This is a genomic window from Bradyrhizobium sp. AT1, assembly GCF_001590795.1.
Lineage (GTDB): Bacteria > Pseudomonadota > Alphaproteobacteria > Rhizobiales > Xanthobacteraceae > Bradyrhizobium.
The window spans coordinates 4077578-4089896 of the sequence record NZ_JXDL01000001.1 but is presented as its reverse complement, the minus strand read 5'-3'; the positions used below and the strand labels follow the sequence as shown (position 1 = coordinate 4089896).

The window sequence follows — 12319 nt, the reverse complement described above, 5'->3', positions numbered from 1 at the left end:
AGACATGCTGGTTTGCCGGTGAGGGTCTGGTGGCTTTCGACCGCCCCCGCGCCCATGCCGACGGCTCCGGTTCAGCCCCACGCGGACCTCACGCTGTAGGGTGACGGGGCGGCATTCGCGAAGGAAATGCCGCCCGCGTCGTATTAGCCACGAGACCCCCCAGGCCTTGCGGCTCAGCCGTGGAGCTTCTTGGCGGTCTCCGCGATCTGGCGGCCCTGATAGCGCGCGCCGGCGAGCTCGTTGGCGCTGGGCTGGCGGCTGCCGTCGCCGCCGGTGATCGTGGTGGCGCCGTAGGGTGCGCCGCCGGTGACCTCGTCGAGCTTCATCTGGCCGGCGAAGCCGTAGTTCATGCCGACCACGACCATGCCGAAATGCAGGAGGTTGGTGATGATCGAGAACAGCGTCGTCTCCTGGCCGCCATGCTGGGTCGCAGTCGAGGTGAAGGCGCCGCCGACCTTGCCGTGCAGTGCGCCCTTGGCCCAGAGCCCGCCGGCCTGGTCGAGGAAGTTCGCCATCTGCGAGGCCATGCGGCCGAAGCGGGTGCCGGTGCCGACGATGATCGCATCGTAATTGGCGAGGTCCTCGATCTTGGCGATCGGGGCGGCTTGATCAACCTTGTAGTACGAAGCCTTGGCGACCTCGGCCGGCACCAGCTCCGGCACGCGCTTGATGTCGACGGTGACGCCGGCCTCGCGCGCGCCTTCGGCAACGGCGTTGGCCATGGCTTCGATGTGGCCGTAGGCGGAGTAGTAGAGGACGAGAACTTTGGTCATGATGGTCTCCGTTGGATGAAATGAATTGTTCTGTCGGTGTCGTTGCCGGGCTTGACCCGGCAACCCATCGCTCTTCGAAAATCTTCTTGCGAAGGCGATGGATGCCCGGGTCAAGCCCGGACATGACGAGTTGGTGTGGCTAAGCCGCGTCGACGAGCACGATCTCCGAATCTTCCAGCGCGGTGATGGTCAGCCGCTCCTCGTCGCGGATCGCGGCGCCGTCGCGGGCGTTGACGCGGACGCCGTTGATCTCGACCGCGCCGGCCGCGGGCACCAGGTAGAGATGCCGCGACGTCTGCGGCGCGTATTCCGCGCGCTCGCCAGCCTTCAGCGTGGTGGCGAGCACCCGCGCATCGGCCCGGATCGGCAGCGCGTCGGTGTCGCCTTCGATCCCGCTCGCGATGGTCACGAGCTTGCCGGAGCGATCGGCCTTCGGAAACGGCTTCGAGCCCCAGGTCGGCTGGCCGCCGCGCTGCGTCGGCTCGATCCAGATCTGGAAGATCCGCGTCCTGGACGGCTCCAGATTGTACTCGGAGTGGCGGATGCCGCTGCCGGCGCTCATCACCTGCACGTCGCCCGCTTCGGTGCGGCCCTCGTTGCCGAGGCTGTCCTGATGGGTGATCGCGCCCTCGCGCACATAGGTGATGATTTCCATGTTGGCGTGGGGATGGGCGGGAAAGCCGGTGTTCGGCGCGATCTCGTCGTCGTTCCACACCCGCAAGGCACCGTGACCCATGTTGTTGGGGTCATAATGGCTGGCGAAGGAGAAATGATGCTTTGCTTTCAGCCAGCCATGGTCGGCGCCGCCGAGTTTTGCGAAGGGTCTGAGTTCGATCATCTGCGTAATCCTTGAGTTGAACGGTTGGCGCCTTGATCAGGCGCCGAATCCACCGTCGACGTTGAGAACGGTACCGGTGACGAAGGAGGCCTCGGGGCTTGCGAGAAACACGATTCCCGCGGCGACTTCCTCGGGGCGGCCGAAGCGTTGCAGCGCGTGCTGCTTGCGCTGGGTCTCGGCGAACTCGCCGCCGTCCTTTGGATTCATGTCGGTGTCGATCGAGCCGGGCTGCACCACGTTGACGGTGATACCGCGCGGGCCGAGGTCGCGGGCGGCGCCCTTGGTGTAACCGACCACGGCCGCCTTGGTGGCGACATAGTCGGCAAGGCCCGGGAACGAGGCCCGGTCGGCCAACATGGAGCCGACGGTGACGATGCGGCCGCCTTCACCCATCAATTGCGAGGCGGCGCGGATCGCCGCGATCACGCCATGCACGTTGACCTGATCCTGGCGAGTCAGCGCTTCCGTGTCGGCTTTGGCGTCGTCGATCGCACCGCCATTGGCGACACCTGCATTGTTGACGAGGATGTCGAGATGGCCGAATTCCTTCGCCACGTCCTTGACGAGCTGCGTCACGTCCTTGGCCGAGGCCTGGTCCGCCCTGAAGGCGCGGGCCTTCACGCCCTTGGCCTTCAGCTCAGCGACGACTGCCTCGGCCTTTTCGGGCGACGCGACGTAGCTGATGGCGACATCTGCGCCTTCGTCGGCGAGAGCGCGGGCGCTTGCTGCGCCGATGCCGCGCGAGCCGCCGGTGACGAGGGCAACCTTGCCTGAGAGCTTCTTGGTCATTGGATGTCTCCATGTCCTGGAATGTCTGATGACCCCTTGGATAAGCCTGCGCCTGTGGTATAGAAATAGAAACTATCGAAACACATTGTTTCCCAAAAAGTACGATCGGATCGGCTCCCATGGCAAAACTCCCCGATTTCGAGGCGCTCGCGATTTTCGCAAAAGTCGTGGAATTACGGTCGTTTGCGGGGGCCGCGAGCGAGCTCGCGATGTCCAAGGCGACGGTCTCGAAGGCCGTGACCCGGCTCGAGGAGCGGTTAGGGGCCCGCCTGTTCAACCGCACCTCGCGCCGGCTCGCGCTGACCGATGCCGGCCACAAGCTCGCCGAGCGCGCGACGCGCCTTCTGGCCGACGGCGAGGCGGCGGAGAACGAGGCGCTGGCGCAGTCCGTGGCGCCGCGCGGCCTGGTGCGGCTCGCCGTGCCCATGACGTTCGGCATCAAGGCGGTGGCGCCGCTGCTGCCGGAGTTTTTCGAGGCCTATCCGGAAGTCTCGGTCGATCTTCACTTGAGCGATGCGACGGTGGATCTGATCGGCGAAGGTTTCGACATGGCCGTGCGGATCGCGCGCCTGCCGGATTCCTCGCTGCTCGCGCGGCAGCTCTTCACCATGCCGCGCTACACCGTGGCCGCGCCGTCCTATCTCAAGCGCCAGGGACGCCCGACGCATCCGATGCATCTGGCCGACCACAAATGCTTCAGCTACGCCTATATGTCGACGCCCAACATCTGGCACTACAGCAATTCGGCCGGCGAGCAGGCCAGCGTGCGTCCGGGCGGCCAGCTTCGCGTCAACAATGGCGAGGCGTTGATGCCGTCGCTGATCGCGGGCCTCGGCATCGCCGAATTGCCCGAATTCATCGTCGGCGAAGCGATTTCGTCCGGCGAGGTCGAAGTCATCCTGAAGGACTGGAAGCAGCCCGAAAGCGCCGTACACCTGGTGACGCCCCCCGGCGGCCCGCGCCCCGCCCGCGTCGAAGCACTCGGCGATTTTCTCGCAGCCAAGCTGCCGGGCACGTGCAAGCGGCGGACGAAGAAAGGTGCGAAGACAACGCAACTGCCGTAGGGTGGGCAAAGCGAAGCGTGCCCAAGTCTTTGTCCGAGAAGATCGCAAGTGTCTCGATATCGGCGCGCAAAAGGCCGGACTTTCTTTTTCACTGTTGTTCTCGAAGATCGTTCGAGCACACTCCTCGTCGATCAAGCTGATCGGCCTCAGACGAATTTACCGTACCGTCTTTGAACGCCGACCTTTTGAGACCGTCGCGATCTGCATCTTGCCCGATCACCTCCACACGATCTGGACGCTGCCCGAAGGGGACGTCGACTTTTCATCGCGCTGGAATCTGATCAAAGGTGGATTTTCTCGTGGCCTGGAAGCCGCGCCGCCTTCAATGAGCAAATTGAAGAAGCGGGAGAAGGGCATTTGGCAGCGCCGCTATTGGGAGCACGCAATTCGCGACGACGCGATTTTGAGCGTCACGTTGATTACATCCATTTCAATCCCGTCAGACACGGACTCGTCGCTCGAGTGCGCGATTGGTCGTTCAGCAGCTTTCATCGATACGTGAAGCAGGGGAGGCTTCCCCTAGATTGGGGAGGAGACTTGCGGGACATTCCGGGGCACTTCGGCGAGTGATCGTGGGCACGGCGCGCGAAGAGCGCGCCTTTGCCCACCCTACGGCATCTCGCTTTGCAGCTTGCCTACGCCACCTTGACGCCGTCGATTGCGACGATGCGCAGGTTCGGCTTCAGCGTTTCTTCCAGCTGCGATTTCAATTCGTGAACGCGAGGGTCGTTCGAACGCTTCGCGCAAGCTGCATATTGATGGACCGATTGCGCCAATGCGCGCCGCGCTTCCGGTGTCCGCGTCAGTTCGGGCTTTGACAGCCGCAACACGATCGCCGCGAGATTCACCAGCATCTCGTCCAGCGCAACGTCGATGGTCGCCAGATTCCGCATCGTTCACTCTCCTTGGGAGGGCAACAGCGGCTCCGGACATGCGTTCCTGGGGGAGCCCGACATGGTGAACACTTCGTAAACGGCTTGTTCTTGCCGTCTGGCGCGCTAGGCTGGCGGCGACATAAGAACATCAGGGGGAGGCACCACATGGATCGACGCGATCTCTTGCGCGCCGCTGCTTCATTGCCGTTGTTTCGCCTTGCAGCACCGGATCCAGCGTTCGCCCAAACCTATCCCGTGCGCAACATCACCATGATCGTGCCGTTCCCGGCCGGGGGCCAGGCCGATCTCGCGGCGCGCCCCGTCGCCATGGCGCTTGAGCGGATCCTGGGCAAGCCCGTCATCGTCGACAACCGCGCCGGAGGCGGCGGGGGCTCGGTCGGCAATGCCGCGGCGGCACGCGCCGAGCCTGACGGATATACGCTGCTGATGACGCTGTCCTCACTCGCGGTGCTGCCCGAGGCCGACCGGCTGTTCGATCGTCCCGCCGCCTACGAGGTCTCGCAATTCAAGCCGATCGCGCGCGTGCTCGCCGATCCCACGCTGTTGGCGGTGCCGGCCTCCGCGCCGTGGAAAACAGCGCAGGATTTCGTCGAGGATGCCAGGAGGCGCCCGGGCCAGATCACCTACGGCTCGTCCGGGCCCTACGGCACGCTGCACGTGGCGATGGAGATGTTCGCAAACAGCGCCGGCATCAAGCTGCTGCACGTACCGTTCCGCGGCGCAGGTCCCGCGCTCACGGCGATCCTCGGCGGCACCGTGCAGGCGATCGCCGCCGCACCCGGCACGCTGAAGCCGCAGGTCGACGACGGCAAGCTGCGCGTGCTCGGCAATTGCGGCGCGCAGCGCATCGCGAGCTTCCCCGACGTGCCGACCTTCCAGGAGCTCGGCTACAAGGATGTCGAGATGTATATCTGGGCCGGGCTGTTCGCGCAGAGCGCTCTTCCCGCGCCGATCGCGACCCGGCTGCGCGAGGCGATGGCGCAGGTCATGACCAGCCCCGACGTACTGAGGGCATTCGAGACCTCGGGCAGTCTCGTCGCCTATCAGGACGCGCCGGCCTTCGCGCAATTCGTTGCAACCGACAGTGCGCGGCTGATCGCGGCGGTGAAGAAGATCGGCAAGGTGGAGTAGGGCGCCCGTTCAGAACTCGCTGCGGACCACGCCCCGCAGCGTATGCCGGTCATATCCCGACGCGAAGGCGCCCTCGTAGGACGCCTTGAAGGATGTTGCGGCCGTGAGGTTCCATCGGATCTCGGCGCCGGTGAGCGCCACCGTGCGTGCGCGTTCGACGCCTGTTATCGCGAACGGAATGCCGGGCGCGCCCTCGAGCGCGGCCGTCGTGGTCGCGGCGCCGCCGGTCAGCTCGTGGCGCACGGCAATGCTGGCGCCGAGCTGCGCAGCGTAACCGTTCGGCATCATCACGCGATGATGGGCGCGCAAGCCGGCGGTGCCGTAGCCGACGTCGTATCGGCCGGCCTGCACCAGCTGATTGACGCCGGGCGCGCCGGTTTCGGAGAAGCTGCCTTGCCGCGTCGCGTACCAGTCCGCTTTGGCGAATGGCTCGGCCGTGATGCGCCACCCGATCTCGAAGGGACGCGCGATACCGAGCGAGGCGGCAAAACTGTTCGCCCGCGAGGAGGCGGTTGCCGTCTCGCCGAGGAACGAGATCGAGCGCGAGCTTTCGAGCGCGGCGAAGGAATAGCTGATGGCGGATGCGAGAGTGAATCCGCCGCTCTCGCCCCGCGCGTAGAAGCCCGCATGCCCGGCATTGGCCTCGATGCGATCGGCGCGGCCCGCCATGCGGAGCCGGCCGGTCGATGCGCCCACGGCAACGCCCGCCGTGAAGCCTGGCAACTGCCAGAAATCCACGCCGAGCGCTGCACCGCCGATGACCGTGCTCGTCCCAAACGCGATGTTGCTCGCCGCCACCTTGTCCCAATTGCCGTAACCGCCGAACCAGACGCTCTGCACCGGCGCCGCGCGGCGTCCGCGCAGCGCCTTGCCGATCGGGTCCGCCGGCTCCGCGGCATAGGCGGAGGCCGACATGCGCACGGCCTCGCCGTGGGACTGCGTCCCGGCATTCCACATGAAGTTTTGGAACATGTCGGCCTGGTCGGCGGTGAAGCGGCGGCCATCGGGGTGAATTTGCCCGGCGAGATCGTCGAGACCGGCCTTGATGCCCGGAGTGCTCAACGCCGCGAGCGTGTTCATCGCGGTGCCGAGCGATGCCGATGCGCCGCCAGACTGCGCCTTGTCCAGCGCGCCCGCCACCGCGGCCTGGTTCGGCGTCAGGCCCGACAGCGTGCCGAAGCCGCCGATCTGTTGCAGAATGAAGTAGACATTGTTGGCATCGTAGCTGAGCTGCCCCGTGACCAGCGGGCTGCCCGACGACGTGAGCGAAGCGAACGTGCCGCTGACGCCGCCGGCCGCAGTCAGGATCGTATATTGGGTGTTGGCGAGGAAGCCGGCGCCGAGCGGCACGATCCGCACGGTGCCGCCATTGAGCGTCGCCATTCCGCCCGCCGCGATCTTGTCCGACTGGCCGGCGGGATTGATCTCGACCTCAAAGGTCGAGCCGGCGTTGAAGGTGACGTTGCCGCTGACGTTGAGGGTGCCGATCGAATTGCCCGCTGCCACCGCGCCGCCATTGTTGACGACGATGCCGCCGACCGTCCCGGTGCCGCCGAGATAACCGCCGTTGACGCTGACGATCGAGGGCAATGTGCCATTCACGATCAGCCCGCCGGCGTCCACAATGGTGGCGCCGTTGAAAGCGGTGGTGCCGGTCAGCGTCCAGACCGAGGCGCCGGTCTTGGCCAATTGCTCGAACTCGTCATATTGCAGGCCGGCACCGAGCGTTCCGAGATCGAACGTGGCGCTGCCGCTGCCGCCGAATTTCAGCGTGTCCGTGCCGCTGCCGCCGCGGACGATCCCGGTGATCGTCGAGCCGGGACCGAGGGTGAGCTCGTCATCGCCTCCGGAAAGGTCGATCGCTCCGCTGCCGCCGCCCGTGATGGTTCCGGAATTGAGGATCGCGTCGGCGCCGGAAGAGCCCTGGATGGCGATGAAGAAGCCGCCGGAAATCGTGCCGGCGTTGAGCAGCGTGTTGCCGCCCGCGATGAATTGCACGCCGGTATGGCCGCCGCCGATCGAGCCGCCCTGATAGACAAGGACGGTATTGCCGTTCGACGTCCCGCTGATTCGCAGCCCCGTCGTGTTGGCGCCGGTGCCGACCACCGTCCCCTGAATGTTGACGAGATTGCTGTTCGAATTGTCGATCACGATCGCCGCTTCGGCGTTACCCGTTCCCTCCGCGATGCCGCCTGCCGCGATCGTCACATTGTTGCTGTTCGATCCGTTGGAGAGCAGAACGGCTCCGCTGTAGGTCGAGGCCGTGGCCTGATTGTTGACGGTGACGTGCGACGCGAAGGTGCCGTCGAAAACGACCGCTGGAATTCCGGCGCCGGGCACCAGCGAGGTCGTCGTCCCGTCCCCAATGTTGACGGTGACGTTGACCCCGCCGGTGGCGTTGATGTGGTCGGTGTTGCCGAGGCCGGTGCAGGTCGCGACGTCCCCCGAATTGAGCGCGCCGATCGTGCCCGTGCCCGCCACGGTACAGGCCGCGAGCGCGGGGCCAGGCATCAGAACCGGGGCGGCCGCGATCACGAGGGATGCCAGCGCCGTGGTGACGAGCAGCTTGTGACGAAGGATGGCGGCCGTTGTGACCTTCGGCGCACAAGCCGCTCTTGCAGTCGGCATCGACGATGTCCTCATTCCAGCCCCATTGCTAGCGGGAAGCTCGCCGCGCTTCTTGGCGTGATGCGAAATGGCTTATGGCGAAAGGCGCAAGACGCTGGTTTGCGCCAGCCCTGTTGCGGCGGCGCCACGGACTGCGGCGTCAGGCGATCCCGCGGTTCCGGCCGGCATTTTCACATTTTGTTGTTGGGTCAGAACCGGCTCCCGCCTCATTGATTGATGAGAATTCGACGGAATCGGGAAGGATCGGACATGCGAACAGAGCGGATTGCGCTGGGTGTCGTGCTCGCGATCGGCGGCATCGTGGCGCCGGGCGCAGCATTCGCCGAAGAATATCGCGGGACCATGGAACAGCAGATGGCCTGCACGCCGGATGTGTGGCGGCTGTGCAGTGATCAGATTCCGGACGTGAGCCGCATCACGGCGTGCCTGCAGCAGAACACGCCGCAGCTGTCGAGCGGCTGTCGCGCCGTGTTCCAGTCCAACAACCAGATGCCGCCGCAGCAGCAGGTCCCGCGCAATCGCGCCGCACCGCCGCCGCGCTATGACAACGCGCCGCCGCCACCGTCGCAGGTGCGACCGCGTCCCTATGACGACAACGACGATTAGTCTCTATTGAATGCGTGATTGGAAGAGATACGCAGCGCGAAGATGCGGGTCGTGCCGCCTCGTTCAGCGCTCCGTTCTGCTGTCCGATTCAGGTCGGTTTCCGAGCACCATCCGCATGACCACACCGAAGAGAATGGCTGCGACGGGCCAATGAAACCAGATCCTGTGGCTGGTGAGCAGATTGATCACAATCAGGAAGGCCGACACCGTGAGGGCCGCTGCGAGCGGGCGGGGCAGCCTCGTGAGCCACTCGGAGACGGCATTCATCGATGATGGTGCGCGCCTGTCGTCCATCCGCGGAGCATGCACCCGCTCTGAGGGAGGCGCGCTTGCCGTGATCGGGACGCTCACCGTCGCGGCAGCCTTGCCACCCAGGGTCAACCGATAACTGGTCAGGGGCGCAATGTTCTTCATCGGCCGCTGGCCGAGGCAGTCGAAGCCGACGGACAGTTTGTTGTGCACCTGGTCGTAGACCGAGCTCGAGATCACGACGCCGCCGGGCTCTGCAAGCTCCTGCAGGCGCGATGCGATATTGACCCCGTCGCCATAGATGTCGGAGCCGTCCACCATGACGTCGCCGAGGTTGATGCCGATGCGAAACTGCATTGGATTCGTCTGCGACGCGTCCGACGAGATTTCATGCTGAATCTCGACCGCGCATTGCACCGCCTCGACGACGCTGGCGAACTCGGCGATCACGGCATCGCCCCAGGTATTGACGATGCGGCCGTCATGACGCTCGACCAGGCGCGCAATGGCCGTGCGGTAGCGGCGCAGCGTCTCCAACGTACCGGTCTCGTCCGCCTCCATGAGACGGGAATAGCCGAACACGTCGGCGCACAGCACGGTGGTCAGTCGTCGTTTCACCTTGTCGTCGCTCATGGTCGCCATGCTAGCCTGCCTGACCGGCAAATGCATCAGGCATGTAGCCAGTGCCGCCTTACGGCCTGACCTCGCAGACATCGACCCATTCGGCCGCGGTGAGCTCGGCCATCCGCTGCGGCGTGATGCGCACCGCGCTGTGGGTCGAACCCGCGGCCGGCACCACGACGTCGAACGCCTTCAGCGACACGTCGCAATAGACCGGCAGCGGTGATTTCAGCCCGAACGGGCAGACGCCGCCGACCTCGTGGCCGGTGATGTCGGCGACCTCCTCCAGCCCCAGCATCTTCGGCTTGCCGCCGAACTGCGCCTTGACCTTCTTGTTGTCCATCCGCGAGGTGCCGGCGGCGACGATCAGGATCACGCGTTCGCCGACGCGCAAGGACAGCGTCTTGGCGATCATTCCGGGCTCGACGCCATAGGCCTCGGCTGCCAGCGGCACGGTCGCCGAGCTGATCGGGGATTCCATGACGGAGATGTCGGGGGCTTTCTCGGCGAAGAAGGCACGAACGGATTCCAGGCTCATTCCAGTCAGCTCATTCCAGGCTTCGGGGGCGGCGATCCCTAAGCAATTCCCGGCAGCTCGGAGAGCGCGCGGACGCGGTGGTCCGGTGCGAAGCCGAGCTCGTCCATCTGGGTGCGGATCGCCTTGAACATGGTGAGCGGTGCCACGACTTCGTTCTCGACGCAAGCCAGCGCCATCGCTTCCGGCGTCACCCGCTCGATCCAGGCGACCTTGAGCCCGAACGATTTTGCCCCCGCGACATCCCAGGGATTGGAGGAGACGAACAACACCTCGTTCGGCGCGGTCCCGAGCTCCTCGCCGATCAGCTCATAAGCCTGCGGGCTCGGCTTGAAGATCTTCTTCGCATCGACGCTGATGGTGGCATCGAGCAGGCGGTGGAGCCCGGAATTGCGCACCAGCGCATTCAGCATATCCGGGCTGCCGTTGGAGAGGATCGCAAGCTTGCGCGGCTTCAGCGCCGTGAGCGCTGCGGTTGCGTCCGGATAAAGGTCCAGATGCAGATATTTCTCGATCACGCGCTCGAACGCCTCGCTCTCGTAAGCGAGCCCGAGCACCCGCAGCGTATAGGCGAGGGAGTCGCGCGTCACCGCCGCGAAATCCTGGTAGCGTCGCATCAGCGAGCGCATCCAGGTGTATTCGAGCTGCTTGATGCGCCAGACCTGCGTGATGATCTCGCCATAGCCCGGAAACGCATCCTCGGTGATCTCAGCCACCGATTGGATGTCGTAGAGCGTCCCGTAGGCATCGAAGACGACGGCGTTGATGGGCATCGGGTGTCCTTCCGGGATCGTTATGGTCGCAAGAACTCAAGGGCAAAGCAGCCCTCGCACCACGAACAACGCAAGCTAGACAGTCGGCTCACGTTCTCGCCGTGTCCAGGTCGCCCGCTCTGCGAACACCCGGCTGACTTCGGCCATATGCTCCGTGCCCCACGTGCAGAGCGGCACGAGCGCCTGGGCGAGGCTGTGACCCAGGGGGGTGAGGCTGTAGTCCACACGCGGCGGCACTTCCTTGTAGTCGGTGCGCTTCACCAGACCATCGGCCTCCAGCTCCTTCAATTGCTGGATCAGCACCTTGTCGCTGACGTCGCGGATGGCGCGGCGGAGTTCGCCGTAACGGGTCGGGCCGTCCTGGGCGACGAAGTACAGGATCAGCGGCTTCCACTTGCCGGAGACGACCCGCAGGGTCGCGTCGAGGCCGCAGGTGAAGCCGGGCAAAGTCGGCGTGCAGCTCTGGACCGGAGTAGGAGCCTGTGCAGGCGGGAAAGTCGTATCTGACATTTTTTGGGCACTTACCAAAAGGTGCATACTTGTCGATAGGTGGGTACGCCGCCAGCTCAGTGCAACCTCAGTGAAGGAGCACATCATGAGCAGACTACAAGGCAAGACGGCAGTGGTGACCGGCGGCGGCACCGGCATCGGATTTGGCGCGGCGAAACGGTTCATCGACGAAGGCGCGTTCGTCTACATCTTCGGGCGGCGGCAGGAGCAGCTCGACGCCGCCGTGGCCAAGCTCGGATCCCAGGCGCGCGCCGTCAGGGGCTCGGTGACCGATCTTGCCGATCTCGACCGGCTTTACGAGACGGTCAGGAAGGAACGAGGCAACATCGACGTTCTCTTCGCCAATGCCGGGACCGGGCTGTTCGCCCCGCTCGGCGAGATCACCGTCGAGCATTACGATCACATCTTCGACGTCAACGTGAAAGGGCTGGTCTTCACCGTACAGAAAGCCCTGCCGCTGATGAAGCAGGGCGCGTCGATCATCCTGACCGGTTCGAGCACGGGCGTCATGGGGACGCCGCAGTTCAGCATCTACAGCGCGACCAAGGCCGCGATCCGCAATCTGGCGCGCAGCTGGGCGCAGGACCTGCGCGGCACCGGCATCCGCGTCAACGTGCTGTCTCCGGGGCCGACCAAGACCGAGCTGGCGCTGGAGATCGTCGGTGAGGAAGCGTTCGATGCGCTCGGCAGCGCCACCCCCATCGGACGTGTCGGCGATCCCTCCGAGACGGGCGCGGTGGCCGCGTTCCTGGCGTCCTCGGACAGCAGCTTCATGACCGGCAGCGAAGTCTTCGTGGATGGAGGCCTGGCGCAGATCTGAGATTCGGTCGAATGCCGCCCCAATCAAGGTGTGCTCCTCCCCGCTTGCGGGGGAGGGCTGGGGAGAGGGTGTCTCCACAGCGGGAT

The 12319-nt window shown here is 65.2% G+C and carries 13 protein-coding genes and 1 pseudogene; 5 read left to right on the top strand and 9 right to left on the bottom strand.

Annotated elements, in window-relative coordinates:
• Positions 1 to 173 precede the first annotated feature (173 nt).
• From wrbA to SE92_RS19100, 3 genes are all read right to left on the bottom strand, one after another.
• On the bottom strand, positions 174 to 773 hold the full coding sequence (wrbA, locus tag SE92_RS19110; protein ID WP_063197448.1) for an NAD(P)H:quinone oxidoreductase: 600 nt from the start codon (positions 771 to 773) through the stop codon (positions 174 to 176).
• Between the two features lie 139 nt (positions 774 to 912).
• Positions 913 to 1611, bottom strand: a complete 699-nt coding sequence (locus SE92_RS19105; RefSeq protein ID WP_063197447.1) for a pirin family protein — start codon at positions 1609 to 1611, stop codon at positions 913 to 915.
• 36 nt (positions 1612 to 1647) lie between these two features.
• Entirely contained in the window at positions 1648 to 2400 is a 753-nt protein-coding gene (locus SE92_RS19100) for an SDR family NAD(P)-dependent oxidoreductase (protein WP_063197445.1), read from the bottom strand.
• 119 nt (positions 2401 to 2519) lie between these two features.
• Between SE92_RS19100 and SE92_RS19095 the strand changes: the two genes are divergently transcribed.
• Both SE92_RS19095 and SE92_RS19090 read left to right on the top strand, forming a co-directional pair.
• On the top strand, positions 2520 to 3464 hold the full coding sequence (locus SE92_RS19095; protein WP_063197443.1) for a LysR family transcriptional regulator: 945 nt from the start codon (positions 2520 to 2522) through the stop codon (positions 3462 to 3464).
• 48 nt (positions 3465 to 3512) lie between these two features.
• Positions 3513 to 4034: pseudogene (locus tag SE92_RS19090) on the top strand (REP-associated tyrosine transposase).
• A 65-nt stretch (positions 4035 to 4099) separates the two neighbouring features.
• On the opposite strand, the gene SE92_RS19085 reads toward SE92_RS19090, so the two are convergent.
• A complete protein-coding gene (locus tag SE92_RS19085; RefSeq protein ID WP_063197441.1) occupies positions 4100 to 4357 on the bottom strand; it encodes a hypothetical protein in 258 nt (85 codons plus the stop codon).
• Positions 4358 to 4504: 147 nt separating this feature from the next.
• On the opposite strand from SE92_RS19085, the gene SE92_RS19080 reads away from it, so the two are divergent.
• Positions 4505 to 5491, top strand: a complete 987-nt coding sequence (locus tag SE92_RS19080) for a Bug family tripartite tricarboxylate transporter substrate binding protein (protein WP_063197439.1) — start codon at positions 4505 to 4507, stop codon at positions 5489 to 5491.
• A gap of 9 nt (positions 5492 to 5500) precedes the next feature.
• On the opposite strand, the gene SE92_RS19075 is transcribed toward SE92_RS19080, so the two are convergent.
• On the bottom strand, positions 5501 to 8119 hold the full coding sequence (locus SE92_RS19075; RefSeq protein WP_063197437.1) for an autotransporter outer membrane beta-barrel domain-containing protein: 2619 nt from the start codon (positions 8117 to 8119) through the stop codon (positions 5501 to 5503).
• 249 nt (positions 8120 to 8368) lie between these two features.
• Here SE92_RS19075 and SE92_RS19070 point away from each other — a divergent pair, with 249 nt between their 5' ends.
• On the top strand, positions 8369 to 8725 hold the full coding sequence (locus tag SE92_RS19070) for a hypothetical protein (RefSeq protein WP_084251850.1): 357 nt from the start codon (positions 8369 to 8371) through the stop codon (positions 8723 to 8725).
• A gap of 63 nt (positions 8726 to 8788) precedes the next feature.
• On the opposite strand, the gene SE92_RS19065 is transcribed toward SE92_RS19070, so the two are convergent.
• From SE92_RS19065 to SE92_RS19050, 4 genes are all read right to left on the bottom strand, one after another.
• The gene (locus SE92_RS19065; RefSeq protein ID WP_063203629.1) at positions 8789 to 9607 is read right to left on the bottom strand and encodes an adenylate/guanylate cyclase domain-containing protein; all 819 of its coding nucleotides are present in this window, start codon (positions 9605 to 9607) and stop codon (positions 8789 to 8791) included.
• 58 nt (positions 9608 to 9665) lie between these two features.
• Positions 9666 to 10133 carry a YbaK/EbsC family protein gene (locus tag SE92_RS19060; protein WP_063197433.1) on the bottom strand — a complete coding sequence of 156 codons (468 nt, stop codon included), beginning with the start codon at positions 10131 to 10133 and terminating at the stop codon, positions 9666 to 9668.
• A gap of 38 nt (positions 10134 to 10171) precedes the next feature.
• The gene (locus SE92_RS19055) at positions 10172 to 10903 is read right to left on the bottom strand and encodes a haloacid dehalogenase type II (RefSeq protein ID WP_063197431.1); all 732 of its coding nucleotides are present in this window, start codon (positions 10901 to 10903) and stop codon (positions 10172 to 10174) included.
• Positions 10904 to 10978: 75 nt separating this feature from the next.
• Positions 10979 to 11350, bottom strand: coding sequence for a winged helix-turn-helix transcriptional regulator (locus SE92_RS19050; protein ID WP_063197429.1), 372 nt, complete (start codon positions 11348 to 11350; stop codon positions 10979 to 10981).
• 148 nt (positions 11351 to 11498) lie between these two features.
• Between SE92_RS19050 and SE92_RS19045 the strand changes: the two genes are divergently transcribed.
• Complete coding sequence (locus SE92_RS19045; protein ID WP_063197427.1) at positions 11499 to 12233, top strand: SDR family NAD(P)-dependent oxidoreductase; 735 nt, start codon at positions 11499 to 11501, stop codon at positions 12231 to 12233.
• Positions 12234 to 12319: the final 86 nt, after the last annotated feature.

Coding starts and splice junctions, on each gene's coding strand:
- SE92_RS19100 (WP_063197445.1), bottom strand. CDS start 2,400: ATGACCAAGAAGCTCTCAGGCAAGGTTGCCCTCGTCACCGGCGGCTCG.
- SE92_RS19065 (WP_063203629.1), bottom strand. CDS start 9,607: ATGAGCGACGACAAGGTGAAACGACGACTGACCACCGTGCTGTGCGCC.
- SE92_RS19095 (WP_063197443.1), top strand. CDS start 2,520: ATGGCAAAACTCCCCGATTTCGAGGCGCTCGCGATTTTCGCAAAAGTC.
- SE92_RS19105 (WP_063197447.1), bottom strand. CDS start 1,611: ATGATCGAACTCAGACCCTTCGCAAAACTCGGCGGCGCCGACCATGGC.
- SE92_RS19080 (WP_063197439.1), top strand. CDS start 4,505: ATGGATCGACGCGATCTCTTGCGCGCCGCTGCTTCATTGCCGTTGTTT.
- SE92_RS19070 (WP_084251850.1), top strand. CDS start 8,369: ATGCGAACAGAGCGGATTGCGCTGGGTGTCGTGCTCGCGATCGGCGGC.
- SE92_RS19085 (WP_063197441.1), bottom strand. CDS start 4,357: ATGCGGAATCTGGCGACCATCGACGTTGCGCTGGACGAGATGCTGGTG.
- wrbA (WP_063197448.1), bottom strand. CDS start 773: ATGACCAAAGTTCTCGTCCTCTACTACTCCGCCTACGGCCACATCGAA.
- SE92_RS19045 (WP_063197427.1), top strand. CDS start 11,499: ATGAGCAGACTACAAGGCAAGACGGCAGTGGTGACCGGCGGCGGCACC.
- SE92_RS19060 (WP_063197433.1), bottom strand. CDS start 10,133: ATGAGCCTGGAATCCGTTCGTGCCTTCTTCGCCGAGAAAGCCCCCGAC.
- SE92_RS19075 (WP_063197437.1), bottom strand. CDS start 8,119: ATGCCGACTGCAAGAGCGGCTTGTGCGCCGAAGGTCACAACGGCCGCC.
- SE92_RS19055 (WP_063197431.1), bottom strand. CDS start 10,903: ATGCCCATCAACGCCGTCGTCTTCGATGCCTACGGGACGCTCTACGAC.